Origin of the sequence: Streptosporangium sp. NPDC049078, assembly GCF_040648855.1 — a bacterium.
Lineage (GTDB): Bacteria > Actinomycetota > Actinomycetes > Streptosporangiales > Streptosporangiaceae > Streptosporangium.
The window spans coordinates 1-25,336 of the sequence record NZ_JBEZEL010000028.1 but is presented as its reverse complement, the minus strand read 5'-3'; the positions used below and the strand labels follow the sequence as shown (position 1 = coordinate 25,336).

Annotated in this window: 26 protein-coding genes, 1 tRNA gene and 1 pseudogene; 16 read left to right on the top strand and 12 right to left on the bottom strand. The window is 68.4% G+C overall.

Going from position 1 to position 25,336, the window contains the following annotated elements:
• The first annotated feature begins 212 nt into the window (after positions 1-212).
• The 6 genes from AB0B90_RS36130 to AB0B90_RS36105 are packed head-to-tail and all read left to right on the top strand — an operon-like array spanning position 213 to position 5,332.
• Positions 213-1,322 carry a glycosyltransferase gene (locus AB0B90_RS36130; protein WP_362926496.1) on the top strand — a complete coding sequence of 370 codons (1,110 nt, stop codon included), beginning with the start codon at positions 213-215 and terminating at the stop codon, positions 1,320-1,322.
• Positions 1,319-2,638 (top strand): aromatic ring-hydroxylating dioxygenase subunit alpha, encoded by a 1,320-nt coding sequence (locus AB0B90_RS36125; protein ID WP_350948490.1) that lies wholly within the window; start codon positions 1,319-1,321, stop codon positions 2,636-2,638. Before AB0B90_RS36130 ends, AB0B90_RS36125 begins: the two co-directional genes overlap by 4 nt.
• A complete protein-coding gene (locus AB0B90_RS36120; protein WP_350948489.1) occupies positions 2,635-3,147 on the top strand; it encodes an aromatic-ring-hydroxylating dioxygenase subunit beta in 513 nt (170 codons plus the stop codon). Before AB0B90_RS36125 ends, AB0B90_RS36120 begins: the two co-directional genes overlap by 4 nt.
• Positions 3,148-3,154: 7 nt before the next feature.
• Positions 3,155-4,381, top strand: coding sequence for an MFS transporter (locus AB0B90_RS36115; RefSeq protein ID WP_362926495.1), 1,227 nt, complete (start codon positions 3,155-3,157; stop codon positions 4,379-4,381).
• On the top strand, positions 4,378-4,782 hold the full coding sequence (locus AB0B90_RS36110) for a carboxymuconolactone decarboxylase family protein (RefSeq protein ID WP_350948487.1): 405 nt from the start codon (positions 4,378-4,380) through the stop codon (positions 4,780-4,782). The genes AB0B90_RS36115 and AB0B90_RS36110 overlap by 4 nt, the downstream gene beginning before the upstream one ends.
• Entirely contained in the window at positions 4,772-5,332 is a 561-nt protein-coding gene (locus tag AB0B90_RS36105) for a hypothetical protein (protein WP_350948486.1), read from the top strand. Before AB0B90_RS36110 ends, AB0B90_RS36105 begins: the two co-directional genes overlap by 11 nt.
• Here the strand turns inward: AB0B90_RS36105 and AB0B90_RS36100 are convergent.
• The 3 genes from AB0B90_RS36100 to AB0B90_RS36090 form a co-directional block, all read right to left on the bottom strand.
• A complete protein-coding gene (locus tag AB0B90_RS36100; protein WP_350948485.1) occupies positions 5,275-5,931 on the bottom strand; it encodes an NAD(P)H-dependent oxidoreductase in 657 nt (218 codons plus the stop codon). The two genes, AB0B90_RS36105 and AB0B90_RS36100, sit on opposite strands and share 58 nt — an antisense overlap.
• Before the next feature lie 227 nt (positions 5,932-6,158).
• Positions 6,159-6,233, bottom strand: a tRNA-Arg gene (locus tag AB0B90_RS36095).
• A 270-nt stretch (positions 6,234-6,503) separates the two neighbouring features.
• On the bottom strand, positions 6,504-6,923 hold the full coding sequence (locus tag AB0B90_RS36090) for a C40 family peptidase (protein ID WP_350948484.1): 420 nt from the start codon (positions 6,921-6,923) through the stop codon (positions 6,504-6,506).
• A 1,203-nt stretch (positions 6,924-8,126) separates the two neighbouring features.
• On the opposite strand from AB0B90_RS36090, the gene AB0B90_RS36085 reads away from it, so the two are divergent.
• The 3 genes from AB0B90_RS36085 (at position 8,127) to AB0B90_RS36075 (ending at position 10,979) form a co-directional block, all read left to right on the top strand.
• Positions 8,127-10,082: a hypothetical protein gene (locus AB0B90_RS36085; RefSeq protein ID WP_350948483.1), complete on the top strand. Its 1,956-nt coding sequence runs from the start codon at positions 8,127-8,129 to the stop codon at positions 10,080-10,082.
• A gap of 158 nt (positions 10,083-10,240) precedes the next feature.
• Positions 10,241-10,672 (top strand): hypothetical protein, encoded by a 432-nt coding sequence (locus tag AB0B90_RS36080; RefSeq protein WP_350948482.1) that lies wholly within the window; start codon positions 10,241-10,243, stop codon positions 10,670-10,672.
• A gap of 4 nt (positions 10,673-10,676) precedes the next feature.
• On the top strand, positions 10,677-10,979 hold the full coding sequence (locus tag AB0B90_RS36075) for a hypothetical protein (RefSeq protein WP_350948481.1): 303 nt from the start codon (positions 10,677-10,679) through the stop codon (positions 10,977-10,979).
• 178 nt (positions 10,980-11,157) lie between these two features.
• Here AB0B90_RS36075 and AB0B90_RS36070 read toward each other — a convergent pair whose 3' ends face one another.
• Positions 11,158-11,844, bottom strand: coding sequence for an SDR family oxidoreductase (locus tag AB0B90_RS36070; protein ID WP_350948480.1), 687 nt, complete (start codon positions 11,842-11,844; stop codon positions 11,158-11,160).
• Positions 11,845-11,962: 118 nt separating this feature from the next.
• On the opposite strand from AB0B90_RS36070, the gene AB0B90_RS36065 reads away from it, so the two are divergent.
• The gene (locus tag AB0B90_RS36065; RefSeq protein ID WP_350948479.1) at positions 11,963-12,508 is read left to right on the top strand and encodes a TetR/AcrR family transcriptional regulator; all 546 of its coding nucleotides are present in this window, start codon (positions 11,963-11,965) and stop codon (positions 12,506-12,508) included.
• A gap of 89 nt (positions 12,509-12,597) precedes the next feature.
• On the opposite strand, the gene AB0B90_RS36060 is transcribed toward AB0B90_RS36065, so the two are convergent.
• On the bottom strand, positions 12,598-13,758 hold the full coding sequence (locus AB0B90_RS36060) for a glycosyltransferase 87 family protein (RefSeq protein WP_350948478.1): 1,161 nt from the start codon (positions 13,756-13,758) through the stop codon (positions 12,598-12,600).
• Between the two features lie 218 nt (positions 13,759-13,976).
• A complete protein-coding gene (locus tag AB0B90_RS36055; RefSeq protein ID WP_350948477.1) occupies positions 13,977-14,462 on the bottom strand; it encodes a DUF5946 family protein in 486 nt (161 codons plus the stop codon).
• Between the two features lie 89 nt (positions 14,463-14,551).
• Between AB0B90_RS36055 and AB0B90_RS36050 the strand changes: the two genes are divergently transcribed.
• From AB0B90_RS36050 to AB0B90_RS36040, 3 genes are all read left to right on the top strand, one after another.
• Entirely contained in the window at positions 14,552-14,692 is a 141-nt protein-coding gene (locus tag AB0B90_RS36050; RefSeq protein WP_350948475.1) for a hypothetical protein, read from the top strand.
• Positions 14,693-14,995: 303 nt separating this feature from the next.
• On the top strand, positions 14,996-15,610 hold the full coding sequence (locus AB0B90_RS36045; protein WP_362926494.1) for a type IV toxin-antitoxin system AbiEi family antitoxin domain-containing protein: 615 nt from the start codon (positions 14,996-14,998) through the stop codon (positions 15,608-15,610).
• Between the two features lie 92 nt (positions 15,611-15,702).
• Positions 15,703-16,509 (top strand): nucleotidyl transferase AbiEii/AbiGii toxin family protein, encoded by an 807-nt coding sequence (locus tag AB0B90_RS36040; RefSeq protein ID WP_350948473.1) that lies wholly within the window; start codon positions 15,703-15,705, stop codon positions 16,507-16,509.
• 210 nt (positions 16,510-16,719) lie between these two features.
• Here AB0B90_RS36040 and AB0B90_RS36035 read toward each other — a convergent pair whose 3' ends face one another.
• On the bottom strand, positions 16,720-17,118 hold the full coding sequence (locus tag AB0B90_RS36035; RefSeq protein WP_362926493.1) for a hypothetical protein: 399 nt from the start codon (positions 17,116-17,118) through the stop codon (positions 16,720-16,722).
• A gap of 308 nt (positions 17,119-17,426) precedes the next feature.
• Here AB0B90_RS36035 and AB0B90_RS36030 point away from each other — a divergent pair, with 308 nt between their 5' ends.
• The gene (locus AB0B90_RS36030) at positions 17,427-17,816 is read left to right on the top strand and encodes a response regulator (RefSeq protein WP_350948600.1); all 390 of its coding nucleotides are present in this window, start codon (positions 17,427-17,429) and stop codon (positions 17,814-17,816) included.
• Positions 17,817-18,011: 195 nt separating this feature from the next.
• Here the strand turns inward: AB0B90_RS36030 and AB0B90_RS36025 are convergent, their stop codons facing one another.
• Positions 18,012-20,810, bottom strand: a complete 2,799-nt coding sequence (locus tag AB0B90_RS36025) for an AAA family ATPase (protein WP_362926492.1) — start codon at positions 20,808-20,810, stop codon at positions 18,012-18,014.
• 144 nt (positions 20,811-20,954) lie between these two features.
• On the opposite strand from AB0B90_RS36025, the gene AB0B90_RS36020 reads away from it, so the two are divergent.
• Positions 20,955-21,575: a LysE family translocator gene (locus tag AB0B90_RS36020; protein WP_350948470.1), complete on the top strand. Its 621-nt coding sequence runs from the start codon at positions 20,955-20,957 to the stop codon at positions 21,573-21,575.
• A gap of 69 nt (positions 21,576-21,644) precedes the next feature.
• Here AB0B90_RS36020 and AB0B90_RS36015 read toward each other — a convergent pair whose 3' ends face one another.
• Positions 21,645-22,373 carry an alpha/beta hydrolase gene (locus AB0B90_RS36015; RefSeq protein ID WP_362926491.1) on the bottom strand — a complete coding sequence of 243 codons (729 nt, stop codon included), beginning with the start codon at positions 22,371-22,373 and terminating at the stop codon, positions 21,645-21,647.
• 107 nt (positions 22,374-22,480) lie between these two features.
• Here AB0B90_RS36015 and AB0B90_RS36010 point away from each other — a divergent pair, with 107 nt between their 5' ends.
• Positions 22,481-23,035, top strand: a complete 555-nt coding sequence (locus AB0B90_RS36010) for a TetR/AcrR family transcriptional regulator (protein WP_362926490.1) — start codon at positions 22,481-22,483, stop codon at positions 23,033-23,035.
• 201 nt (positions 23,036-23,236) lie between these two features.
• On the opposite strand, the gene AB0B90_RS36005 is transcribed toward AB0B90_RS36010, so the two are convergent.
• The 3 genes and pseudogenes from AB0B90_RS36005 to AB0B90_RS35995 form a co-directional block, all read right to left on the bottom strand.
• Positions 23,237-24,448, bottom strand: a complete 1,212-nt coding sequence (locus tag AB0B90_RS36005) for a hypothetical protein (RefSeq protein WP_362926489.1) — start codon at positions 24,446-24,448, stop codon at positions 23,237-23,239.
• A gap of 31 nt (positions 24,449-24,479) precedes the next feature.
• Positions 24,480-24,866 carry a Rid family detoxifying hydrolase gene (locus AB0B90_RS36000; protein WP_350948466.1) on the bottom strand — a complete coding sequence of 129 codons (387 nt, stop codon included), beginning with the start codon at positions 24,864-24,866 and terminating at the stop codon, positions 24,480-24,482.
• Between the two features lie 35 nt (positions 24,867-24,901).
• Positions 24,902-25,336: pseudogene (locus tag AB0B90_RS35995) on the bottom strand (alanine racemase); the annotation flags it as partial.

Below are 25,336 nucleotides of genomic sequence, written 5' to 3'. Positions count from 1 at the left end.
TTCGCCTGTCCGGAGGCGGAGTTCCGCCGTTCGCCCGTCGCCGTCTCGACTCGTTTCCGAAGGCAGGAGGGTGTCGCGGTCGTAGCTGCTGTGGTGCACCCGGAGCCGGATTCTGAGTCGGCCTGGTCGTCTTCTTTCCATGAATCGGAGATTTGATGCGCGTTGCCCTCCTCACCACGACTCAGCATGGTCACCTGAACCCGTATATTCCAGTGGTCAATGCGCTCCGAACCGCCGGCAGTGAGGTCGCGCTGCTGTTGTTGTCCGCCGACGGTGGCACGCTCGACGAGCAGCGTCGCCAGGCCCTGGGTGAGACGCCGGTCCACGCGATCGGGAAGGTCGAGATGGCGCCGTGGAGCGGCGACCCGGCGAAGATCGGCCCGATGCTCCGGTCGTCGCCGGTGGCGGAGCAGACGGCCAAGGCGCTCCGCGAGACGGCGCCGGACTTCGTACTCGTCGATTCGCTGCCGGTCACGGCGTCGGCCATGGTCGGCGCGGAGGCGTCCGGCGTGCCGTACGGGATGATCTGGGCCAACCTGGGCGGAGTATGCCCGCGCGAGCACCGACGAGGTCGCTGGCCGTACGACGAGCAGGTCGGCGCCTATCTGACCGGGCACGGGGTGTTGTGGTCGACCCGCACCCATTCGGCGCGTTCGCCGATTCTCAACCTGATGCCGACGATTCCCGCCCTCGTCGGGGACGACGCGGTCACCGACGACGGTGTGCGGCTGGTCGGGTTGCCGGGTGCGGCGGGGACCCGCGGCGACGAGGTCGCCTTCTCCGGCCTGGATCGGATCGACCCCGACCGCCCGCTGGTGTACGTCTCCTTCGGCACGATCTTCTACCGGCGGCCGGACCTGCTGCGTACGGTGATCACCGGGGCGGCGGCGACCGGTGCGCAGGTGATCGCCGCGGTGGGGGATCTCGCCGAGGAGCTCGCGCTGCCCGACGAAGTGCTCACCGCCCCCTATCTACCGCAACGTGAGGTGCTCGAACGCGCCGACGTGTTCATCACCCACGGCGGCTACAACTCCGTGGCGGAGTCGATCCGGGCGGCGACACCGATGCTGGTGATCCCGCTGGCCGTGGACCAGCCCATCCAGGCGTACTTCGTGGACAGGGCGGGCTTCGGGACGGCGCTGGAGCCGGCCGGCGTCACCGAGCAGGCGGTCGCCGACGCCGTCACCGACCTGCTCGATCCCGCCCGGGACCACCGGGCCCGGCTGCGCGCCGCGCAGCCGGAGTGCGGCGATTCCGCCGTGCGCACGGCCGAGCTGGTCATCGGCGCGGTCGAGACGCTACAGCGAAAGAGGGAGCAGTGACGATCGAACCGCGGCGGCCGGTGGGCGACCCGATCGTGCTCGACGATCTTGAGCGCCTCTCGTTCCGGGTGGATCGCCGCGCCTACACCGACGACGACCTGGCCGCACAGGAGATGACCAGGATCTTCGATCGCTGCTGGTTGTACGTCGGGCACGAATCGGAGGTGCCGGGACCGGGCTCCTACGTGTCGCGCGACGTCGGCGGGCGCCCGGTGGTCATGGCGCGCGGGTCCGACGGGGTGATCCGGGTCTTCGCGAACAGCTGCACCCACCGCGGTGCCCTGATCTGCTCGCAACCGGCCGGGCAGGCCAGATCGTTCCGGTGCCCGTACCACGACTGGACGTTCTCCAACCAGGGCGACCTGGTCGGGGTCCCGATCCCCGACGGGTACGGGCCGGGCTTCCGCAAGGCGGACTTCGGCCTGGCACAGCACCGCAGTGACGGCTACCGAGGCTTCGTGTTCGTCACCTTCGATGCGGAGCAGCCGCGCACCCTGACCGAGTACCTGGCGGGCGCGACGGAGTACCTCGACCTGATCGACGACCAGTCCGAGGTCGGGATGGAGGTGATCCAGGGGGCGCAGCTCCACGGAGCTCGGGCCAACTGGAAGCTCATGATGGAGAACAGCGTCGACATCTACCACTTCCGTGCCCTGCACAAGCGCTACGTCGGCTACATGGAGTCGCTGGGGTCGGTGCCGCCACGGCGACGAGGCGGCTTCGGCCGCGCCCTCGGACTGGGGCACGGAGCCAACGAGCTGCCACCGGCGGCGGCCCGCCCGCTCGCCTACTGGACGCCGATGTTCGGCCCCGAGGTCCGGCCGCGGATCGAGGCGACGGCCGCGCGGTTCGTCGACCGGTTCGGCGCCGAACGCGCCGAACGGATCACCGGCACCAATCGCGCGGTGCTGATCTTCCCCAACCTGATGATCATCGACGCGATCGCGATCACGATCCGCAAGATCGACCCGGTCGGCGCCGGCCAGATGGCCATCACCTCGGTCGCCCTCGCCCCCAAGGACGAGGATCCCGACATCCGGGAACTCCGCAAGAGTCACTACCTGACGTTCCTCGGCCCCGCCGGCTTCGCCACCCCCGACGACATCGAGATCGTCGAGTCGTGCCAGCGGGGTTACCTCAACCGCACGGTCCGCTACTCGGATCTGTCACGCGGTATGAACAAGGAGGTCCCGGAGACGACCGACGAGCTTCCCGCCCGCGAGTTCTGGCGGCAGTGGGACCGGTTGATGCACGGCGACGACGGTCACCTCGAAATCGCCCACCGGGCCGAGATGCAAGGGGCGCAACCACGATGACCATCGAGCTGACGGTCGACGAAGCGGCCCAGGTGCGGTTGTGGCACCGGGTGAGCCGGTTCCTTTTCCGTGAGGCGCGGCTGCTCGACGAGTGGCGCCTGCGCGAGTGGTACGACGAGATGCTGACCGACGACATCCGCTACTCGGTGCCTGCCACCGACGTCCGCGGCGGGACGGCCGACGCGCTCGGGCTCATCGACGACGACGCCGCCCGGCTGCGCCAGCGGATCGAACAGCTCCTCAACGGCGAGGTGTGGTGCGAGAACCCCCGGTCGCGGACGAATCGGATGATCGGCAACGTGGAGATCCTGACCGATCGGGGCACGCACCTCGACGTGGCGGCGAACGTCGTCGTGTACCGGTTCGGGCACGGACGCTCTGACGTCTACGTCGGAAAATACCGGTTCGAGCTCGTGGTCGAGAGCGAGTCCTTCCGGATCAGGAAACGGGTCGTGGTGCTCGACCACGAGACGTTGTACGAGCACGGAAAGCTCAGCATCATCCTGTGACCGGACAGTGACGGCGGCCGGCCCCGGCAGCGTCCCACCCGTTGCCACCGCCCAGCCGAGTCTCCCCCGCGAGGTCTACGTCCTCAGTGTCGTCGGTGGCTGCGTCATGCTGGGCCTGGGACTGGTGCTCCCGCTGCTCCCGGTGTACGCGGCGACGTTCGGGGCCGGACCCACCCAGATCGGGGCGCTCGTCGCCCTGTTCGCGTTGACGCGGCTGGCCGCCAGCCCGTTCTGCGGCCGGCTCGCGGTTCGTTTCGGCGAGCGGCGACTCCTCGTCGCCGGCCTGCTGATATGCGCGATCTCCTCGGCGCTGACGGCGTTCGCCGGGTCCTACGGGCAACTGCTCGCCTTCCGCGGTTTCGGCGGCGTCGGCTCGGTGCTGTTCTCGGTGTCCGCACTGGCGACACTCCTCGCGGTCGCACCGGCCGACCAGCGGGGCCGGGCCGGCGCCGTGTTCGAAGCGGGCTTCCTGTTCGGCGGGATCTGCGGACCGGCACTGGGCGGGCTCCTCGCTCTCATCAGCCTGTCCGCGCCGTTCGTGGCGTACGCCGTGCTGTTGCTCGCCGCCGCGCTGCTGGCGTCGACGGTCCTCCGCACCGGCCGAGGCGCCGGCGCGGAGCCCGGCCGGGACGTGGTCCGGCTACCGGTCCTGCTACGCGATCGACGCTACGTGGCGGCCTGCCTCGCGGCGCTGGCGCAGGGATGGGTCCTGTTCGGGCTACGCGGCGCACTGGTCCCCACGGTGATCGTGGCGTGGCGACACGACGTGACGTGGGTCGGGTGGGCGTTCACGACATCCGCCGTCGTCCAGGCACTGCTGATCATGCCGGCCGGCCGGGTCGTCGACCGGGCCGGCCGCCGGTTCGCCATGATCGCCGGCACCGGTGTGGCCGCGGCGGCGATCACGGCCCTGATGTTCGTGGACGACTACGCCTGGCTCGTCGTCCTGCTCAGCGTGTACGCGGCGGGATCGGCGCTGCTCAACGCCGCACCGGCCGCGCTGATCGGAGACGTCGTCGCCAGCCGGGCCGGCAGTGGCGTCGCCGTCTTCTCCATGTGCACCGACGTCGGCGCCGTCGTCGGACCGGTCGTCGTGGGACTCATCGCCGAGCGGGTGAGCGTTCCGGCCGCCTTCGGCAGCGGCGCCGCGCTGCTGCTCGTCGCCTTCGTGGCGTCGTGGACGTTGACAACTGTTCGACCGGTGTTCGGCCAACACGAGGGAGTTGATCGATGAATCAGCCGTCTGCCCGGCACGAGCGGGGCGAGGCCATGTTCCAGCAGGTCTTCGGCCGCGAACCACGCCCGGGCTCCTACCCGGAGTTCCTGAGGATCACCGTCGACCACCTGTTCGGCGAGATCTGGACCCGCCCGCACCTGAGCGTCGAGGAGCGCGAACTCGTCGCGTTGACCGCGGTCGCGCTGGCACGGACCGACTGGGAGCTGCGTGGCCACATCGGCGCCGCCCTGCACCTCGGGATGTCACGAGAGAAGATCATCGAAGTCATCATCCAGCTCGCCTACTACGGTGGCTGGCCGGTCGCCAACAACGGGCTGCGCGTCGCCCAGGAGGTCTTCGCCGAACTGGACGACGCCGCCGGGGACGCCACCGGGAAGGACGCGGACCATGACCGATGAACCGGCTCCTCTCGACCCGGCTGAAACGTCTCCCCTCGACCCGGCCGAGAAGGTCGACCTGTGGCGCCAGCGGTTCTTCGAGGCACAGGCGGCCGCGGAGGAGTTCATCCTGGGAGAGCACGGCGAAGAGGGCCTGACCGCGTGGATCCAGGCGAACTCCCGCATCACCGCGGAGCTGCTGCGGGCCCAACGGCCCGCCGGGGTGTCCGCCACCGATCACTTCATGACCCGGCTGCGGCGTCAGCTGCTGCTGTACGACTCGGCGGTGACCAGTGAGCCCCAGCCGTCGGGCACCGTCCTGCGCAACGCCGACTGCGGGATCCTCCGGTACCGCAAACGGGCCGCCCGCGACGGCGTCGTCCTGACGTTCCCGTCACCGTGCCCGTACTGCCAGGAACTCAACACCGCCATCGCCGCCCGCTACGTGGAACCGGGCGTCACGGTCTCGTGCGAACAGGTGGGCGACGGGTGCACCTGGCGCGCGGAATCCCCTCACTCTCCGGAAGAGGACGCGGTCGGGTCGCCGCACCGCGGACGAGCCGGTGACTGAACCAACGGCAGTGCCGTGCGCTCGTCGGCCGGCGACCGGCCGCCGTCGAGCGTCATGCCGAGCTGCCGGCCCACGGCCACGCACAGGTCGGGCGCCGCGGTGCGGGTCAGGTCCTGGTGATCGTTCTGGGTGAAGCACGCCGACGCCACGTTCCTGTTCCGTAGACGCAGGTACCAGGGGAACAACGATCCCAGTGCGGGCTCGGTCAGCATCGTGCGCGAATGCACGATCGTCCCCACCAGCAGGTTGCCGAACGGGCGTTGCCCGGCGTTCATGAAGCTCTTCAGCCGTTCCTGGAAGATCTTCAGTATCGCGGGCACGTTCCCCGCGTACACCGGCATGGCGAGCAGCATCGCCTGCGCGCCCTCGGCCAGACCGACGACGTGCTCGAAGTCGTCGTCGAGCGTGCACCGGCCCACCTCTGGATCAAGGCAGGTGTCCTCGCCCTCGCACATCGCGATGCGATGGTCGATCAACCGAATCCGCTGGATCTCCGCGTCACCGACCTCCCGGAGGACACCGGTGATCGCCGCCTCCAGCAGCGCGTCGGTCAGCGACGGGAGACGCTTCTGCGTGCAGGACAACGCAATGACCTTCATCCGAAGGGCCTCCCCTGTCCGCTCAGCGCCATCCAGGACCGGCCACCTGACGAAGCACCCACGGCCGCACGCTGAGGCAGCCTCAAACTACCCACAATCGACCACCCCCCAAACGGGTTGAGCACCGCTGGGCAAGGGCGAGACGGACACCGCCGGCAGGACTCAGGAAAGCAAAAAACGACCCGCGTCTCCGCGGGTCGTCTCCGGGTTTCCCCTTGATGGATCGCTGGTGCCCCCTGCAAGATTCGAACTTGCGCTCCCGGCTCCGGAGGCCGGTGCTCTATCCCCTGAGCTAAGGGGGCCAACGCGTGATTACATTACCAGCATCCTGGGGGGAACCGACACTCGGTTAGGCAAGCGAGTGATCTCCGAGACGGAGGCGAATCGAGTGCGGCCTGGGCCGGACGAGGCGGGACGGCCCAGGTGGAGCGGCGCGGGTCAGGGCGAACGGGGTGAGTCGGCGCGGAGGGGGACAGACGGGGTGGGACGGCGCGGAGGGGGACAGACGGGGTGAGTCAGCGCGGGTGGGAGCGGACGGGGTAGACCGGACGGGGGAGGCCGGACGAGGCGAGTCAGCGCGGGGTGGGGCGGACGGCACCTCGATAGCGGGAGAGGTAGTAGGGCGAGGTGGTGAAGTCGATCGTCCTGACGACATCGCCGGTCTTGGGGGCGTGGACCATGACGCCGCCTTTGACGTAGACGCCCACGTGGGTGGGGTCTCCGCCACCTCCACCGAAGAAGACCAGGTCTCCCGGGCGGAGCCGGGAGAAGGGCACCCTGCGGCCCTGTCTGAACTGGCTGCCGGTGTAGTGGGTGAGCCTGGCTCCGGCCCTGGCCCAGGCGTGCAGGGCGAGCCCGGAGCAGTCGAAGCCCCCGCCGGTCGGGCCAGCGCTCGAACCGCCGCCCCAGACGTACGGCCTGCCGACCTGCCGGAGCGCGGCGGTGGCCGCGATCCGGCCCCGCAGGCCCTGGACACCTTCGCGCGAGGACACCGCTCTCCCTCGCGAAGGTGCCGCCCGCCCACCGGAGAGGGCCTTCCCCCGGGAAACGGCCTTCTCTCGGGAGGACGCCGCCCCACGCGGGGGCGTTGCCCCACGGGAGGACACCGCCCCGGGATCGGAGGGCGTTTTTCGTCCCCCGGAAGGGTGCTGCGGCCGTTTGGCTCGCGCCCACGAGGACTCTGACCGCGAGGGCTCCGACCGCGAGGAAGCCCGGGGGTCTCTCGGTCCCGCCCAAGACGCCGGATTCATCCAAGAGGCCGAGACGTCTTCCCTGTCACTTGAGTCGCCTGCCGACTCCACCGCCCCTCCCACCTCCGGACCGGAAGGCTCAGTGGAGCCGACATCGACTCCCGGGAACTCGGGCGACCATTCGCCGGCCGCGTCCAGAACCGAATCCGGCACCGGATTCGAAGCCGAGGCCGGACCCCCGCCGGGGAAGGAGCCCTGCGGGAATGTCGATCGGCCGCCACTCGCGTCCGGTGAGAGCGGCGCCCAGGGCGCGCAGATGACGGCGAGAGCGGTGCGAATCTTCTCCGGCAGGAAATCCTCTTCCGCCAGCAGGTGCTGGGTGCCGCCCGGCGGGGCGACCGGAGGAAAGGAGAGGAGGTGGCCCCAGGTCTCGCAGGCTTCCGGGGAGAGGCGCGGCGCGGGGAAGGGCGAGTTTCCCGCGAGGGCCGCCGAGAGGATGGTGACGGTGACGAGTGCCGTGATCACGCACGCCCTCCTTGGGCTCGATGAAGGATCGAGGCCCCAGGATCAGCTGGATGGAGCGATCACCAACGAGCCGAACCCGATTCTGTGGATAACTCGTGAAGCACCACCTCCCCGAGCACGGCGAAACAGTCCGTCCGAGCGGCGACACAGGCCGAGGACCTGTGAGCACTTACACCCGGCAAGCACCTATTTCAAAGCGACACAATTATCAATTATGTCCATTTTAGGAAATATCTTGGCGGGATAGGCGGATTGAAATTAATATGTCCGCTGGAGCTGTCACCTTCACGGACCAAGCCGGAGTCCAGCGCCCTCATGACCCATCCGTATCCCACGCCCTCACCCTCTCCCCAGTCCGCCCCTGACCTGCGGTCTCCCTCCCCACCGACCGGCACCGCCCAGCCCACCGGCACCGCTCAACCCGCTCCAGCCACCCCCTCCCCCGCACCGCACAGATCCCCGGCGACTCCGACTCCGAGCGTGAACGGCGAGTACTCGGGGATCGACCCCGAGCGGATGAACGACTTCGAGCGAGGGCTCGGCCGAGCGCAGGACGCACTCGGACGCAACGAACCGCAGATCCGCCGTACCCTGCAACGGTTCGACCTGGACGCCTCGGGGCTGGGCGCGCTGCGCGAGATGCAGAGCTGGATCGAGACCAGCCGCCCCGACCTGCGACGTCGCAACGAGACGATCAGCACCAAGCTCACCGAGTGGGGCGCCGCCGCCGAGACGCCCAGCGGGCTGGCCGCCTTCGACGAGGCGCTGTACGGCAAGGCCGACCACAACCCGGACATCTATGCCGCGACCCTCGGCCTCGGCAAGACCGCCAAAGACGGCAAGATCGACGAAAAACTCCTGAAAGGGCTGGAGAAGCGGACGGGGGACGCGACGTTCGCCGCCGCGCTGATGAACACGCTGGGCACGACGAGATTCCGCCAGTTGATGGTTGAGACCGCGAAGCGCAAGGACGACAAGAAAGCGGAGCGCCTGCAGGCCACCCTCGGAAAAACCTTGGGTACGGCGACCCCACGCCTGGGCGACGCCTGGTGGAAAGGGTTGCTGTCCGACCTCGACACCGCTCCGAAGGGAGGTTATGTCGGGTGGGAGAAGGGCTACGCCGCCACACTGGCCCTCAAACACGGCACTTTCAGCACCGCCTTCCTCCTCGCCACCGCCAGGAAGATCGAGTCCATCGATCGCGAAAGGCCACTGGATCCGCGGGTCATGGCCACCCTGCTGGAAGGGCTCAGCCGTGATCCCGCGGCGGCCCAGGACTTCTTCGTGGGCGACCCGACCATGCTGAAACGCTTCATGACCGAACGGGGCCTGAGCGACGACGGCGTGGCCCTTGGCTCGGCCCTGAAAGCCGCGACGCTCGTCTTCCGCGACCACGACGGCTCACCGCAGAACCCGTCGCGCGGCTTCCTGTCCGCCAAGCTCGCCTCGGAACTCATCCATCTGGAGGCCGTACGCATCAAGGACGGCAAGCTCTCTGAATCCTCTGTGAGCCCTGCATCGATGGGGCACATCCTGGCTGGTTACATCAGCGACATCAACCGCACCGCCCAGAAGGGGGACAACAGCATTACCGCCGGGCCCGGAGTACGGGGGGCCGATAATCCCTTCACTGCTGGATTGGATCCTTGGGGAGCCGAGTTCGATAAAGGGGCGCTCCGCCAGGTGATGAAAGAAGCGTTTGCAGACCCGAAGGCATTTGCCCCTGTTCTGGCTGCCCAGACGGCATTCACGGGCTTGTTTCTTGATTACGGTGCTGCTGAGATGGCCGCCGGGCGGGGCAACGAGAAGTTTATGACCGGCGCCAAACGGGCCGGATCAGGATTCGGAATGATCACCGACGCGGCGGGACTGGCGAAGATCGAGGAAGGCAAGGATCTGGACGAGGCACAGCAGCGCAACATGAAGATGCTCCTGGCTGCGGTCAATACCGGTCTCGCCATCCCTCAACGGGGAGCCTGGCCAATCGCCGCCGGTGTCATCGGAGCCTGGAGCGGGGTAGCGGAGGAGATAGCCAAGGGCAAGGCAGAGGACAACGCCCGCGTTGACGCCAACGCCGTCGTTGACAAGACCCGAGGGCTTGTGCATGATCTCGCAGCTCAGGCGATGCTCAGAAATGGCCTCTTCGGCTCCGCCGAACCCGCCGATCGAAGCCATCCATGGGCCACCCTTGAGGGTCTGGAGAAGGGGGACGACCCCCGCGACAACCCCAACAACTTCCTCAAGGACGACGGTCGGACCCTCATGACCAAGGACGAGATGATCGACAAAACAGCCGCCAATAGCACCGACAAGTATCGGCGGGTCGAGGCTTATGACCGCTGGCTCTATGAAGGGCTGTCAGGAAGACCATGGCTGGAGACTGAGAACCGCCTAGATCAGGGCTTCTCCATCGGCTTCGCCCAGTACGGCTCGTGATGCGAAAAGCATTCGCTGTAACTAGCGTGCTGGCCTGCGTCCTGACTATGTTGACGGCTTGCCGGGGGGAGGAAGTGACGGTCGACCGTACTCCGCTACCGACGGTTGCCACCCCTCCGTACCTCTGTGAGCACATTCCTTTGAGGGCAGTTGAGTTGATGACCGAGGTACGCAACCCTCTGGTTCGCGGCTCATTCGACTTCACGCTCTCCGGAGGCCTCGGTATTGGAGGTTGTGCAATTTACCAACGTGAGGGTGATCGACTGAAAGTGCTACAGGTTGACCTCACTCCAGCAAGTGACCCGGAAGATGTTAAGGAGGCACTCGGAGATGGGGCCACACCGCTGCCGGAGATCCTCCCCGGGGTCACCGGCTACTACTTCAAGCGGGCCAGCGGCGAAGACAACGCCGCGTTCTCCACGCTGGTACGGGGCAAAGCGGAGATCAACATTCAGTTGGAGATCGGCGCCAAAGGGCGGGACAACGCTGCCGATGTGCTGGCGCTCATGAAGCTGATCGCCCCCAAGCTGCTCACCGACGCCAGCGCGCCGTCCCCGACAGCGAAGACCTCCACCTCGAAGAAGGACTGATCCGATGGCCAAGCTGGTGCCCAATCCGCTCCACGCGGCGTTGGGAGAGGCCCTCCGAACGGTCGAGCCGCTGGTCCAGGAGATCGAGAGCGGCATCGAGCCCCCGTACCGGGACTTTCACGAAGGCAGGGTGTGGACGGGACCGGCCGCCAAGAAGTTCGACGCCCAACTCGTCCAGCACCGCACTCGGGTACGAGGCGCGGGCGAGAAGATCATCTCTGACCTGCGAAGGACCTTGGCCGTCACCCCCCTCCAGGTGAGCGAGGAGGAGGCCAAAATGATCAAGCAGCGATACGGCCTCCCCTGACGAAGCCCGGAGAGCTCCCGGTACGATTCCACGACCCACCGACTCCCCATCGTCGAACCAGACCGGGTGCGCGAGCCCGACATGGGCCCTGACCGCGTCTGGTGAGAGGACGAGTCCGAGCCCTCGCTCGGGTCGATGCCACCAGGGACGACGTGTAACGGGCGCCGCGGGCTGCGCCTCAGACCGGGGTCGGCGTCGCGGCCAGGTTCTGCTTGACCTGCCGGGTGATCTCGTCGGCGAGGATTTCGGGAAGGCCCTTCTCGATGGCATCCAGGGCCTGGGCCGCGACCTCGGCCGGGTCGGTCTTCCGCTCGGCGGGAACGTCGGCGGCCATGTCGGTGTCCATGTACCCGACGTGCAGTGCAGAGACGGAGATGCCGCGGGGTGCCAGTTCCTCGCGAATCGCGTTGCTCTGTGCCCACGCGGCGGCCTTGGCCGCCGAATAGGCCCCCGAACCGGCCGGGTGCAGCCAGGACAGCACGGACAGGACGTTGAGCACGGCGCCGCCGCCGTTGCTCTCGATGACCGGGGCGAAGGCCCGCGTCACGGCGAGCGGCCCGAAGAAGTTCGTCTCCATCTCCAACCGCACCGAGTCCAGGTCGCCGGCGACCAGGGGGGTGCCGGTGAAGATCCCGGCATTGTTCACCAGCAGCGTCGCGTCGGAGGCGACGCTGGCCGCGGCTCGGATCGACTCCTCGTCGGTCACGTCCAGGCGGAGCGGGATGGCACCGACCACGTCCACGCTCTCGGGGCGGCGGGCCGCCGCGTAGACCTTCGCTCCGCGCTCCAGGAGCTGGATGGCCAGTTGGCGACCCAACCCCCGGTTGGCGCCGGTGACCACTGCGACCGCGTCCTTCAGTTCCATGCTTGCTCCCAGCGTCGTGGACGGTCCTGATGACCGAGTCCCGAAATTAGATTACATCTATAATCTAAACCGAAGGGTAAGATAGATGTCAACCGACATCCAACTTAGGAGGTGGCCGATGGGCCGCGTGTCGCAGGCGCAGGCGCAGGAGAACCGCAAGCGGGTCGTGGAAGCCGCCTCCCGGCTGTTCCGCGAACGAGGCACGCAGGTCAGCGTCGCCGACCTCATGAAGGAGTGCGGTCTGACCCACGGCGGCTTCTACAAGCAGTTCGCCTCCAAGGAGGCACTCGTCGACGAGGCCACCGCCCACGCCTTCGACGAGTTCGCCCGGCACCGCACGACAGGACCGGAGTCGCACGCCGCCCAGCAGGCGTTGATCGACACCTACCTCTCCGTCGAGCACCGCGACAACCCTGCGGACGGTTGCCCCGTCGCCGGGCTCGCCACCGACATGGCACGGGAGCTCGGTGATCGCGAAGCCCACCGCGTCTACGCCGAAGGCGTGAGCGACTTCGCCGAGCAGCTCGCCACCGAAGACCAGGACGGCCTCGTCCGGCTGTCCACGATGCTCGGCGCACTCGTCCTGGCTCGGGCCACCAAGGGCTCCCCTCTCTCCGAGGAGATCCTCACCGCCGCACGCGCGGCCTTGACGGCGAACAACTGATCCCGGATACAGCGCGGTATGTCGTGGCCATACGACCGATTGCCGACTCACGCCCAGGTCAGGCCGTATTCTCCTGCCCCTCGAAGGTCCTAGCCGTCGACCGACCCGTGCCTTCTTTGCCGCCAATCGCTTCGGCCGAAACGAACCGCAAGCGCCAGCAATATCGACAGTCCACCGAGCACGTAACTACCCGTCAGCGGCATCAGCCACGTTCCGACGTGGGACGGATATATGAAAAGCGTCGCCAGGACGATATATCCGGGCAGCAGAAAGACGAACCACAAGAGCCCCACACCCACCTTCTCAAGCGTGGAGTCCACGCGCTGAGCGCGCTGCGCCCAGAGCACCAGGAGCGGTACGCACCAGACCCAGTGGTGTGGCCAGGAGACGGGTGAGACAAGTAGTCCCACGATGGCGCAGGCGGTGATTCCGGCGAGCTCTCCCACCTCCTTCGCGGTCCGTGCGGCGACCCAAAGTCCACCCGCGCCGACCACCGCGCACAGGACGAGCCAGAGGGGCACGGTGGGCCAGGAGCTGGACACGAGCATGAGCATGCCGCGAAGCGACTGATTGAAGAAATTCACACCCTGCCCGGCGATCACCCGTTGCGTGTCGAGAAATTCACCACCCCAGTAATCACGTGAATCGGCCGGCAGCACCAGGAATCCGAGGGCCACCGTGCCGAGAAAACCGAGGACCGCCATCAGGGCGACCCGGAAGCGACGCGTGACGAGAAGGTAGGGGATGAATATCAGCGAGGTGAGTTTGATGCCGGCGGCGACGCCCGTTCCTATGCCGTGCCACTTCTCTTTGCCGTGCGTCAGGTCTACAACTGTCACCAGTAGCAGGATGATACCTATCTGCCCATTCCACAACGTCAGCGTCACCGGATACAAGGGAAGCATCGCGACAACGACCAACAACGTACGAGCAGTCCGGCGGCTATGGCGCTCCACCGCAGCGCGACCGACGAGAATCCATATCAAAACCTCAAGGGCGAGTATGGAGATCAGCACCCATAGGGCGACGGCGGTCTTCATTCCGGCCAACGCAAGAGGCGTGAACAGCATCGCCGCGAACGGCGAGTAGCTGAACCTCAGCGAATTGTCACCCACGATCAAGCTGTAGACAGAGGTATGCTGCAGTACCGCCGCTCCACCTTCCCGATAAACCTCCAGATCGATCCAGCCCCTCGCATAGATCGCATTGAAGGCGAAGGCTGCCAGCGCGCCACACAACGCGATCAACACCCCGCATGCCATGTGGAAAGAGCTGCCATCTCTGCTGCCCAGACGAATTCGCGGACCGACTGGCGCTGAAGAAGGCATGGCCGCTCCCGACTTAGCTACGGTGCACGCTAGCCACGTCGGCTTGTCCAAAACTTGTCGTGCTGCGTCGACCGTCTACCGGTCCGGGCTCTGATGTGCTCGGCCGATGTCTACGCACCCCTCACGCCGGCCTTCGATCATCAACTCTGAACGGATCTCCAGGACTCCACCGTCGCTTCGGCGATGGCTTTGATGTGATCCCCGTACGCCAGATGTCCGTCGAACACAAAACTGCCGTCCCTGAACGGCATCCCGCTGAACGAGGCGCGGAAGCCGGAAGGTTCACCTTTCGGGAGCGGTGCGTATGCCGCCAACAGCGTCATGTCATAGCCCAGGCGTGCCCGATGGTTGTTCCGTGCCACCTGATGAGCCGACAGGCGGAGCCACGCGTCAAGGCCCTGATCCACGTAGAGCTGCAACTGGCGAAACTGGCCGTCGAGGTATTTCTCATGAGCTCTGGAAGGATGCTGCAGAAGATATGTCATGACCACGGGCCCGTGCCACTTGTACATCTGCGGATCCGACTGCTCCTCGGCCAGGATCCCGTGATAATAGTCCACGCACATGCCCAGTGGGCCGGCCGCCGCACCGCAGTCGCACCGATCCGTCATGGAGATATTCGCCATGGGCTGCAACCTAGATGGCCGGCCCCGACCTTGGCGACATGTTATCGGCGTCGGCTCATGCTCTACCTACCGCCATGCGGGGATTCCCCATGAACGTGAACATCGATTTCAGGCGGCAGGCTTCGGACTACCCGACCGAACAGAAGATCCGCTGCGGGGCCCACAAGAGCGTCCGGGCTCTGGAGAAGAACATCCGCGCCTGGATCACCGACTGGAACGCCGCCCCCTGAAGAGCATGGGCGGGCCAGGTGTACGACCCGCCCGCGTGACGCACCGCGTTTCGTCCTCGCGCGGTACGTCGTGGGCGGCACGGCGGGCCTGCAGTATCACGGCCAGGGCGCAGACTTCGTAATCCCAGGTGTAACGCGGGACCGCGGCGACGGTTTGGTCGCTGCGATTAAATCTCCCCCTCAGGCGCAGCTGGTGCCACGAACGAACCGTATGGGCCTTCTGGAGCACATGCCACGCCGACCCCTCACCTTCCATGTATCAAATCCTCCCCTACACCTAGGTCAATGGGTAGGATTTGATACATGAAGACGAAGGAGGAGCGAGCGTCCGAAGCGCGGTTGGCAGCCTTGCGACCCACGTTCACCGCTGCTCAGGCGCGTCATGCCGGAGTCTCCTCTCGTGATCTTGCGTTACTGACAGCGAATGAAAAGCTCGACGAGCTGTCGCGGGGGGTCTACCGCCAGGTGGACGCTCCGGAGACAGCACACCTTGATCTGCTGGCCGTGTGCACCCGGGTGCCCCGCGCGATCGTCTGCGGAGAGTCAGCTCTTGCACTTCACGAGCTCATCGACGACATACCTTCGGCTGTTCACATCGCAGTGGCACGCGGCAGTCATCGTCCCTCGATTTCATATCCGCCTGTCGTGGTGTCCCAGTACGCAGCCGACACGTTCGACCTCGGCCGCGAGGAGTTCCAAGCCGCCCCGGGAGAGAGGATCCCTGTGTACAGCGCACCTCGGAGTGTGGTCGACGCGATGCGATATCGCCATCGGATCGGAGAGGACTTGGCTCTTTCCGCGCTCGGCCGATACCTACGCACCCGTGGTGGTTCGGCGGTCATTGACCTTCAGAACATGGCCGAGAGACTGAATGCGATGTCAGCGATCCGCCCAGCGGTTAAGGCGGTGCTGGCCTGATGCCCAACCCGCCCCGCACTGATGCCGCTGGACAGGTATACAACGACCTACGTGCCCTGGCCCGCCGAGAGGGCAGATCCACTGACGAGATCATGGTCGAGTACGTGCTCGAACGATTCCTCTTTCGACTGGCTGCCTCACCGCTCGGTGGACGGCACTTCGTTCTCAAGGGTGGTCTGCTTCTGGCTCAGTTCGGCGCCCGCCGCATGACGAGGGACATCGACATCCTTGGCCGTGCTTTTCCCGGAGATGACGCCGAGATCATCCGACGGATAGCGGGGATAGCCGAAACAGTCGTCGATGATGGCGTGACCTTTGACCCGGCTTCCCTCAAGACGGTACCAATACGCCAGGACGACGAATATCACGGGCTCCGACTCTCCATGGCCTCGAACATCGCACGCGCCCGGTTAAAGCTCCAACTGGATGTCAGCTTCGGCGACCCCGTCACACCCGCGCCTCAGCTCATCAACTATCCCCAGCAACTGGCAGGCGGGAGCTTCCAGCTGTACGGATACCCCCTCGCCACGGTCATCGCAGAGAAAGTCGTCACGGCGGTGTCCCTGGGTGCCCTCAATACTCGGGACCGGGATTACGCCGACATTTACCGGTTGATTTCGCTCAACAACTTGAACGGCGACGAACTTACCGCAGCAATCAGGGCCACCGCCGAGCACAGGGGCGTAGTCCTCGAGCCGCTGAGTTCCCGGATAAGCGACCTACCGGTGCGACGACAGTCCTCATATTTGGCCTGGATACGACGACAAGGCCAGACCGACGCCGACCACCCACCGCACTTCGCCGATCTGACGGAACTCGTCATCACATTCGCGGACCCTCTCGTGGTGGGCAAAGCCGCCGGGCGCACCTGGGAGGCCGAACTCAAAGCATGGAACTGAATCCGAAATCACCCTTCGCGGGTGCGATACGTGCTCCGTCCAGTAATCGGTTCTGTCGCAGGAAGGTTCATCGCGGGGACCTCTGAGGCGGGTGAGCCGGGTGGGCGGCCCACCCTTGTGACGTACCGTTTTTCGTTCTCGCGTGGTAGGTCGTGGGCGGCACGGCGCCCCCTGGGACCGGGGAAGGGATGGGGCCGCCGTGCCCGTTCGTCAGAAGCGGCCGATGCTGACCGAACTGGAGGTGAGCGCCCAGCGGTGCAGGACGGTCGTCTCGGCCTCGTACATCTGGGTCTTCAACCCCTCCAGGGTCCGGCCACAGATGATCAGCGGCTCCGGGACGGGCCAGGTGGCGATGGCGTGGAACAGGCGGCTGCCAGTGCTGTACAGCACCGACCAGCCTGGGCGGGTGGCCTGCAGCATCGCGGCCTGGACGCGGGCCTCGTGGTCCCAGGTGTAGTGCGGGACCGCGATGACGGCCTGGCCGTCGCGGTGACGGCCTCGGGCGGCGGACAGGCCGCGGCGGATCATGAGATCACGCAACTCCACCGTGGCGGAGCGAATCGAGGAATATCCCTCGATCCTGATCGACTGCAATCTCTGCGGTGCCATGTGCCCAACTTAGAGTGATCCTCCCGCGCGGTGCGTCCACCGTCCTGCGGTCGGAGAGTGAGCACACCGCTGCTCGACTCGGTCACCCGGCAGCGGGGGCGTCGGGGTCTTCCGATGGGCAGGCAGGTCCTGGAGCCGCTTCGTCGGACGCGTTTGACGACTCGGGGTGGCCGCGATGCCGCCGGGGACGCAGAGGGGAGGGCTCGGCCCTGGGAAACCCGTCACGCGGTGACGGTTACGCGTACACATCTTCGGAAAGCCGCGCGTGGACGGGAGAGAGGAGTTAGCCTCACGCCGTGGGAGAGGTTCTGGGCAAGGTCTTGGTAGTGGATGATGACGACGTCATCCGGCAGCTCATCGCGGTCAACCTGACCCTGGAGGGGTTCCAGGTGGACACGGCCTCCGACGGGCAGGACTGCCTGGATCGGGTGCTGGACGTGATGCCCGACGTCATCACTCTGGACGTCATGATGCCCAGGCTGGACGGCTGGATGACGGCCACCAGGCTGCGGGGTGACGAGGGGACCAGCCATATCAAGGTGGTCCTGATCACCGCGCGGGCACAGGAGGACGACAAGCGGCGGGGTCTCGGGATCGGGGTCGACGCCTACCTCACGAAACCCTTCGATCCGGCCGAGCTGATCCAGGTCGTACGGGACCTCGCCCTGACCGCGCGCAGCGGCCAGGGCAGAGCCTGACCTCACGGGACGACGACGTCGCGGACCGCGTCGGCCGCAGACCCCCGTCGCGAACCCCGCCGGCCGCAGTCCACCCGTCGTGGGCCGCACCGACCACGGGTCACGCCGGTCAAGGGCCGTACCGGCGTGAGTCACGCCATCGGCCGGTCTTGACGAGGCCGCATGAGCCGTGCGGCCCACGCGGATCCACCCGGGTCAGACGAGACCGTCCCGGTGGGCCACGGCGGCGGCCTGGGTGCGGGAGGAGACGCCCAGTTTGCCCAGGATGTTGGAGACGTGCACGCTCACCGTCTTCTGCGCGATGAACAGCCTCTCGCCGATCTCGCGGTTGGGCAGGCCCTCGGCCACCAGGGCGAGCACCTCCTGCTCTCGGGCGGTGAGCAGGGTCGGCGGTGTGGAGGTGAAGCGCGCCCTGCGTCCCAGCTCCGCCAGGGCCGCGCCGAGCGGCCGGGCGCCCAGTGACTCGGCGGCCTCGACGGCGAGCTTCCATTCTTTCAACGCGTCGGCGCGGTCGCCCTCGACGAGCAGCGCCTCGGCCAGCCGCCACCGCGAGCGCGCGACCTCGTAGACGAATCCGAAGTCGAAGGCCTCGACCACCGCTCGCCACGCCGCGACGTCGAAGCGGCCGTGCGCGCGGTGCCATTCGGCCTCGGCTTTGGCGAGCCAGGCCAGCCCTTCCGGACCGAGCGGGCCCCGCCGGACGGAGCCGGGGCCGACGGCGGCGGGCACCCTGGCCCGCTCCAGGAAGGCGTCGGCCTCCTCCGCGCGGCCCAGGTCCGTCAGCGCCCACAGGGCGGTGCCGCTGAGCCGGATCACGGCGGGGTCGTTGGGGAGGATGACGTCGAGCCCCGCGCGGGCGTGTTCGAGCGCCGTCTCCGGGTCGCCGCGCCACAGGGCGTGCTCGGCGGCCAGGCCGCGGCTCATGGCGGCGATCGTCACGTCGTCCGGCCAGAAGGGCTCCAGCCACGACAGGCGGTCCTCGACGACGGGCAGGCCCCTGGCCACCTCGACGAAGAGCGCGAAGGACGACAGGAGTGCCTCGGAGGGGGTGCCGACGCGGACGGCGAACCCGGAGGCGACCTTCTCTGCCAGGTCCCACTCCCCCGCGACGTAGTGAATGAGGAGGCGCAGGAAGCGCAGGTCGGTGCCGTAGGTGCTCCAGTTGAGACCGCTCTCGCGCGCCAGCCGCAGCCCCCGGTCGGTGGTGGTCGCCGCCTCGGCGAGGTCGCCGTTCTCGTACTGGACCCGGGCGTAGGTGAACATGGCCCGCAGGTCGATGGCGAGGTTGCCCGAGCTCTCCGCGGTCGCGCAGGCGAGCAGGTCCTTGGCGCGGGAGATGTCGTCGGCGAGCGCGGCGATGGCGGCGAGGGTGATCAGCGCGCTGGTCTCGGCGTCGGCGGCGCCGCTCGCGCGGGCCGCCTCCAGGGCACGCCTCGCGAGGGCCTCGACCTCGTGGTGGCGTTCGGTCCAGTAGAGCGAACGGGCGTAGGTGGCGAGGGCGCGGGCGAGCACGGGTCCCTCCGGCGCGGCCTCGACGGCGGCGTACGCGGCGGCGATCGAGCCCTCGGCGTCCTCGGCGTCGATGAGGTAGTACGAGAGCCGCTCGTTGATCTCGGCGGAGGGCGGGAGACTCCGGAGCTGGGAGATCGCCCGGTGGTTGTCGCCGCTGTCGGCCGCCGCGGCGGCGCTGCGCGCCGCGAGGGCGATGTGGTCGATCCCGGCCAGCCGCTCGGCGTCGGGAACGCGGTCCCAGAGCCCGAGTGCCTGGTCGAAGTGGCGGTGTGCCTCGGCGGGTGCCCCCAGCCGCTCGGCCCTGCGTCCCGCCTCCACGGACGCGGCGAGCGCCCCCGGCAGGTCGTGGCCCGCCAGGTAGTGGTGGGCGAGCTCGGCAGCCGAACCTCCTCGGCCGGTCAGCAGGCGGGCGAACTCGGCGTGCATCCTGGTCCGCTCGCCGGGCAGCAGGTCGTGGTAGACGACCTCCTGGAGAAGCGCGTGCCGGAAGGCGTAGCCGTACTCCCCGTCGGGGCGGAGCAGGCCGCGCGAGACGATCTCCCGCATGCTCTCCTCGAAGGCGAGGTCGTCGAGGCCCGAGGCCTGCTGGAGCAGGTCGTGGTCGGCCCGGCGGCCCGCGACGGCCGCGCCGCCGAGCACCCGCTGCGCGGGGTCGGAGAGCGGCTCCGTCCGGGAGAGCAGCAGGCCGGCCAGGCCGTCGGGGATCGAGGAGCCCTCGGAGGCGGCGTCCAGCAGCTCCTGGGCGTAGAACGGGTTGCCCTCGGCCCGGTCGACGACCTTCCTCATCACGCCGGCGTCGGTGCCGCCGAGCGCGGCGAGGTAGTCGGTCATCTCGTGGCGGTCGAGAGGCTCCAGCTCCACCGGCGTCACCGAGGGGAGGCGCTTGAGCTCCGCGAGGACCCGGCGCAAGGGGTGGCGGCGGTGGAGGTCGTCGGTGCGGTAGGTGCCGACGAGGCAGACGCGCTCGGTCTGCAGCATCCGGCTGAGGAAGACCAGCAGGTCGCGGGTGGACTGGTCGGCCCAGTGCAGGTCCTCCAGGACGAGCAGCACGGGCCGCGTGGCCAGGAAGCCGAGCATCGAGCCGAAGAGCTGCTGCTGCGTCAGGCCCGACGTGCTCTCCCTGCCCTGGTCGGTGCCGCCGGGCAGCAGCCTGCCGAGGACGGGCCGCTCGTCGAGCGCCGCGCGCAACTCCCCTCGTGCCGAACGCAGGGCGTCGGCGAGCGGGAGGTAGGGAAGGGCGTCGCCGAGTTCGGCGCACTGGCCGACGAGCACGGCGAACCCCGCCGCCTCGGCCCGTCCGGCCAGCTCGGTGATCAGGCGGGTCTTGCCGATGCCCGCGTCGCCTCCCACGAGGGCGACCCCGGCCTGCCCGGCGGCCGCGGTGTCGAGCACCGCGGTCAGGCGATCGAGCTCCGCCGACCGCCCGATCAGAACACTCCGCGTGCTGTTCCACCCCACGTCGGCGAGTATCGCACGGGGCACTGACGGAATCGACATTCCACCCGCAGGGGATGAACGGGGAACGATTGGTACATCAGTAAGGGGCGAACCTAGGCCGATTGGTACACCAAAAGGTCCAGGCATTGGCCCTGACGGCGAGGGCCGGGCCGCCCCTATCGTCGGGGCATGGTCTCCCCGTCCACATTGCTGATCTTCTCGATCGCGTCGCTGGCACTGGTCCTCATTCCGGGCCCGAACCACATCTACATCATCACCCGAGCCGTCTCCCAGGGCCGCGCCGCCGGGGTGGCGAGTGCGCTCGGCGTCGAGGTGGGCACGCTGGTGCACATCGCCGCGGCGGCGGCCGGTCTCTCGTACGTGATCGCCCGGTCGGCGACCCTGTTCAACGTGATCAAGTGGGCCGGGGTGGCCTACCTGGTCTACCTGGGCATCCGGGCACTGACGAGCAGGCAGGAGTTCGCGAGCCGGGAGACCCCGCCGCAGCCGCTTCGGGCGATCTTCCTGGAGGGCGTGGTCGTCAACGTGCTCAATCCCAAGGTGATCCTCTTCTTCCTCGCCTTCCTGCCCCAGTTCGTGGAGCCGGAGGCGGGCGCGGTGCCGCTGCAGATCGCCGTCCTGGGCGGAACCCTGCTCTTCCTGGGCCTGCTCTCCGACCTGATCTACGCCGTAGCGGCAGGTGCCGTGGGCGGGCGGCTGAGGAGCAGGGCGCCGCTGATCGGCCACTTCAGCGGGATCGTCTACCTGGGTCTCGGCGTCGCGACCGCCCTCTCCGGTCGCTCCGTCTGAACACACGAGACCACCTCGACATACGAGGCATACGTGGGGGTACGCGATCATCTGGACGCGCGGGTCCGTCTAGACGCGCCGCTCCGCTCCGGTGTGCGGACAGTGGTCCACCTGGTCGCACAGGTCACCCGCCAGCCTGGCCAGCGCTCCCGGCGCCGCCAGCACGCCGAGGTGCCCCCTGCGGGGGACGAGGATGAGCCGTCCGTTCCCGCAGGCGCGCAGGAAGGCGCGTTCGTGCACCCGGAACGGGTCCCGGGTGCCGTTGACCAGCCACACGCGTCCCGGGTAGGAGGCCAGTGCCGTGAGCTGGTCCTGGTCGGCGACGGCGTCGACGGCCTGGGGCATCACCTCGCAGAAGACTCCCCCGGCCACCATCGCCTCCCCCACGGGACCCGGCAGGAGACGACGAAGGGTGTAGGAGCTGATCCGGTTCGCGAGCGACGGATTCCGGGCGGCGAGCGAGGCGGCGAACCGGTGGGGGCCCGCCGCCGAGCCGAGTCCGGTGCATCCGATCGCCATCAGCCCGGCCACCCGCGCGGGGAAGCGTTCCGCGGTGGCGATGCCGACGTATCCGCCGAGGGAGAGCCCGGCCACGAGCGCCCGGCCGCCGAGGGCGTCGACGGCGTCCGCGACCGCCGACGCCGCCGCGTCCATCGTGAACGGCTCGCCCCGGCGGGTGCCGTGGCCCGGCAGGTCCACGGCCGTCGCGGGACGCCCCAGGCGGGAGAGGTGGGAGAGGACGGGGTCCCACATGGTCGCGCTGAGCCGGATGCCGTGGACGAGAACGACGGGGAGCACGCACGCCTCCAGGGGGTCGGCCCGATCGGGGAGATGGCCCGGCCGGGAATTGCGTCGATTAAAACACAACGCACCGTTGCGTTGCTATGAGTCGTTATAGTCGGCCCATGGCACCGCGCAAGGAACAGCAGATCTTCCAGGCGACGCTCGAACTCCTCGCCACCAAGGGATACGAGGGCCTGACGGTGGAAGGGGTCGCCGAGCGGTCGGGGGTGAACAAGACCACGATCTACCGGTGGTGGACGTCGAAGGCGGCACTACTCGCCGCCGCCCTGGTCGAGGCCGACCTGCTCGCGATGGAGCCGCCCGACACCGGCGACCTCAGAGGGGATCTGGAGGCCCTGGTCGGCGGGGTCGCCGCCCTGCTCACCCGTCCGCCCGCCTCCGACGTCGCGGTCGCGGCCCTCGGCGCCGCCGTTCACCACCCCGAGCTCGCCGAGGCAACCCGGCGCTTCTTCGCCGACCGGTTCGCGCGGGAGCGGGCCGTCTTCGACCGCGCGCGGCGGCGCGGCGAGCTGCCGGCCGGGGCCGACCCCATGCTCATCGTCGACCTGCTCGCCGGAGCGGTCTGGCTGCGCGCGGTCTTCCGCGGCCTGCCCCTCGACGACGACTTCGCCGCCCGCGCCGTGAGCACCGTCCTGGACGGCGCCCGCGCCTCCTGACCCTCCCACCGACCCGCTCGTGAAACCGCTCATGAACCTGCTCGCGACCCCACCCACGAACCCGCTCGTGGACCCGCCGCAGAACCCGAGCCTCGCCTCGCGAAGACCCCCGGCCGACCAGACATCGGCCTCCTCCGGCCGGTCTCGCCGGACCAGGCCGGTCTCGCCGAACCAAGCCGGTCTCACCGGACCAGGCCGGTCTCAGGCGGAGAGCGCCCCCGGGATGCGGTCCAGGATCGGGTAGGGCATGAGCCCGTACGCGTAGAAGTCGACCGCGTCGGCGCCCGAGGCCCGTACGGCGCGGACCTTGGCGGCGAGCCGGTCGGCCGAGTCGGTGTCGGGCAGGCCGGGGCGCAGCACGACCCGCAACTCCTTGTCCTTGCCCGTGGAGCGGCGGTAGGCGGCGACGTCGTCGGCCACCCTGGCCACGTCCCTGGCGTAGGCGAGCACGCCGAGCGAGGGCACCAGGTCGCCGAGGGCGACCAGGTCGACGCCGAGCTGCCAGGAGTCGTGCGCGGCGAGCCCCGGCGAGGGCAGCCCGTCGGTGTAGCCCTTCACCGCACCGGTCCCGTCGAGGAAGACGAGACGCGAGCCCTCGTCGGTGACGGCGGTGGAGACCTCGGAGACCAGCGAGGTCACCGTCTCCGAACGGGCCCGCGCGTAGGCGACCACCTCGGGCCCCGCGTACGCGGTCAGGGCCGCGCGGGTCACCTCACCCTGGGCGGGAGGGTCGCCGTCGAACACGGCGCCCACGATCCTGGAGCACTCCTCGCGCGCCACCTCCGCGTTCACGCCCAGGTCGGCGGCGCGGCGCATGCAGAAACCGCAGAAGCACAGGCCGAGCAGGAAGGCGTCCATCGGCCCGAGCGGGACGAAGCTGCGCTCGTGGTGGTAGCCGTGGCCGAAGGTTCCGTAGTGCAGCGCCTCGGCCACCACGCTGTCGACACCCTGCCTCGCCACCGCCCGACCCAGCGCGACCGCGTACAGGCGCACGTCGGGGTGGGAGGGGCACAGGTCGGCGGGCGAGCCGCGGTCGCCGAAGCAGTCGCGTACGGTCACGTCCGGGTTGGCCAGGCCGAGCGTGGTGTTCTGCAGGAAGACGGTCCAGCCGTGCAGGGCGAGCCCCCGTGCGGCGGTGGCCTCGCGCAGGGCGGCCAGTGGCTCGTCCTCGGCGCCGTCCTGGACGGGCGGCACCAGGCGCAGCCCGCCGAACAGGTCGGCGGGCGGCGTGAAGTGCGCGCCGTCGTTGCGGATCGTCACCCGGGGGCGGCCGTGCGGGGTGACGTCGCGGGCACGGTGGTAGGCCGCGGCCACGGTCACGCCCGTCACGCCGTATCCGGTGATCCGGTCGAGGACCGCCTCAAGGCCCTCCCCGCGCACGTCCTCGACGTAGACGTATAGCGAGCTGTCCAAGCCGCCGCCCTCCCACGAAGTCGGTCAGACTCTAACGCGGCTTGTAGGCCACGAAGTCGATCTCGACGAGGATGTCCATCAGGTCCGAGCCGACGGTCGTGCGAACCGGGTACGGGCGGGTGAAATACGACTTGTACACCTCGTTGTAGGCGGCGAAGTCACGCTTGAGGTGCTCCAGGTGCACGGTCGACTTCACCACGTCGTCGAAGCCCAGCCCGTGGGCCGCGAGGATCGCGCCGAGGTTGCGCATCACCTGGTGGGTCTGCTCGGCCACGTCGGTCCCGACGACCTCGCCGGTCTCGGGGCTGAGCGGCCCCATGCCCGAGGTGTAGACGAAGTCGCCGACCACGAGACCCTGCGAGTACGCCCCGACGGGTGCCGCGCCCTCGTTCGTCCTCAGCTCCTGCTTGTCGCTCATCTCGCCAATCCTCAGCAATCCTCAGCGATGGAAATTCAGAAAAAGGTGTTTATCAGATCGACGACGACATACTCCTCGTCGACCACCGGGATGGTCCGCCACTTGTCGAAGGCGGTGCACGGGTGGGAGATGCCGAACGACACCAGGTCGCCCGGCCGCACCGGCGAGCCCGGTGCCGGCCTCAGGAGCGTGTGCTGATCCTGGACCTTGAGCACCGTCGCGTCCGCGACGGCTCCGCGCGGGATCGGCAGCCCCTCGTCGAAGGGGGCGTCGCGCTTGCCGAACCCGACCACGGCCAGGTCGGGCTCGGGGACGCTCAGCACGTGCGCCCAGATCTCCAGCGCCGCGCGCAGTTCTCCGTCGATCCGGGTGTACGGGGTGCGCTCGCGGTAGTAGCCGTCGTCGTGGGAGACGTACGCGCCGCTGCGCAGCATCACCCTCGCCTGGCAGGCGGCGAGCTCGCGGCCGAT

Coding starts and splice junctions, on each gene's coding strand:
- AB0B90_RS36120 (WP_350948489.1), top strand. CDS start 2,635: ATGACCATCGAGCTGACGGTCGACGAAGCGGCCCAGGTGCGGTTGTGG.
- AB0B90_RS36110 (WP_350948487.1), top strand. CDS start 4,378: ATGAATCAGCCGTCTGCCCGGCACGAGCGGGGCGAGGCCATGTTCCAG.
- AB0B90_RS36105 (WP_350948486.1), top strand. CDS start 4,772: ATGACCGATGAACCGGCTCCTCTCGACCCGGCTGAAACGTCTCCCCTC.
- AB0B90_RS36100 (WP_350948485.1), bottom strand. CDS start 5,931: ATGAAGGTCATTGCGTTGTCCTGCACGCAGAAGCGTCTCCCGTCGCTG.
- AB0B90_RS36080 (WP_350948482.1), top strand. CDS start 10,241: ATGACCGAGGTACGCAACCCTCTGGTTCGCGGCTCATTCGACTTCACG.
- AB0B90_RS36075 (WP_350948481.1), top strand. CDS start 10,677: ATGGCCAAGCTGGTGCCCAATCCGCTCCACGCGGCGTTGGGAGAGGCC.
- AB0B90_RS36070 (WP_350948480.1), bottom strand. CDS start 11,844: ATGGAACTGAAGGACGCGGTCGCAGTGGTCACCGGCGCCAACCGGGGG.
- AB0B90_RS36065 (WP_350948479.1), top strand. CDS start 11,963: ATGGGCCGCGTGTCGCAGGCGCAGGCGCAGGAGAACCGCAAGCGGGTC.
- AB0B90_RS36055 (WP_350948477.1), bottom strand. CDS start 14,462: ATGGCGAATATCTCCATGACGGATCGGTGCGACTGCGGTGCGGCGGCC.
- AB0B90_RS36050 (WP_350948475.1), top strand. CDS start 14,552: ATGAACGTGAACATCGATTTCAGGCGGCAGGCTTCGGACTACCCGACC.
- AB0B90_RS36045 (WP_362926494.1), top strand. CDS start 14,996: ATGAAGACGAAGGAGGAGCGAGCGTCCGAAGCGCGGTTGGCAGCCTTG.
- AB0B90_RS36040 (WP_350948473.1), top strand. CDS start 15,703: ATGGTCGAGTACGTGCTCGAACGATTCCTCTTTCGACTGGCTGCCTCA.
- AB0B90_RS36035 (WP_362926493.1), bottom strand. CDS start 17,118: ATGGCACCGCAGAGATTGCAGTCGATCAGGATCGAGGGATATTCCTCG.
- AB0B90_RS36020 (WP_350948470.1), top strand. CDS start 20,955: ATGGTCTCCCCGTCCACATTGCTGATCTTCTCGATCGCGTCGCTGGCA.
- AB0B90_RS36010 (WP_362926490.1), top strand. CDS start 22,481: ATGGCACCGCGCAAGGAACAGCAGATCTTCCAGGCGACGCTCGAACTC.
- AB0B90_RS36000 (WP_350948466.1), bottom strand. CDS start 24,866: ATGAGCGACAAGCAGGAGCTGAGGACGAACGAGGGCGCGGCACCCGTC.